Source organism: Halolamina salina (genome assembly GCF_042678005.1).
In the GTDB taxonomy this organism is placed as follows: Archaea; Halobacteriota; Halobacteria; order Halobacteriales; family Haloferacaceae; genus Halolamina; species Halolamina salina.
This window is the reverse complement of sequence record NZ_JBHUDH010000118.1, coordinates 39073-39664: the sequence shown is the minus strand read 5'-3', so window position 1 is coordinate 39664 and position 592 is coordinate 39073. Positions and strand designations below refer to the sequence as shown.

The window sequence follows — 592 nt, the reverse complement described above, 5'->3', positions numbered from 1 at the left end:
GTCGAGCGGTAGCGCGCGGCCAGCAGCGCCACCGTCGCCGACAGCGAGGTGTGCGAGACGCCGCCGACCAGCTCGGAGCCGACGGCCTCCGTGACGCTCTGGCCCTGCAGCACTGCGCCGGCGAAGCCGAGCACCCCGACCACGAGGCCGGCGCGCATCACCGAGATGGCGTTGGCGCCGACCGCGGGGGCGAACGGCGTCGATCCCGAGGAGCCGGCGCCGATGGCCCACGCCATGAACAGGCTCGCGAGCGCCGCCACGAGCGCGGTTCCGATAGTGAGCGGGTCTACCACGGGAGCCTCACCGTCCTTTCCCGCTGTCGAACCCCTCGCGGAGCCCGAGTAGCGTCCGGCGCACGAGTAGATACATGAAGAAGACGAACCCCAGCATCCCGGCCAGCACCACCGTGAACAGCGGGTGCGAGACGAGGAAATCGAACGCCTCGCCCGCGACGTTGGCTGGAGCGACCATACCCGGCGTTCTTTCGGCGGTCGGTTAGGCGTTTCGGCGTCAATCCTCCGCCGCCGTGGAGTCGCCGGCGCTCGACGCCGCCGCGTCGTCGTCGGTCGCGTCACTGGTCGACGGGGTAGCG

Annotated in this window: 1 protein-coding gene and 1 pseudogene; both read right to left on the bottom strand. The window is 71.1% G+C overall.

Features of this window, described 5'->3' with window-relative positions:
* A pseudogene (locus tag ACFR9S_RS10655) lies at positions 1-293 on the bottom strand (inorganic phosphate transporter); the annotation flags it as partial.
* A gap of 7 nt (positions 294-300) precedes the next feature.
* A complete protein-coding gene (locus ACFR9S_RS10650; protein ID WP_379733466.1) occupies positions 301-471 on the bottom strand; it encodes a DUF7859 family protein in 171 nt (56 codons plus the stop codon).
* Between the last annotated feature and the right edge of the window lie 121 nt (positions 472-592).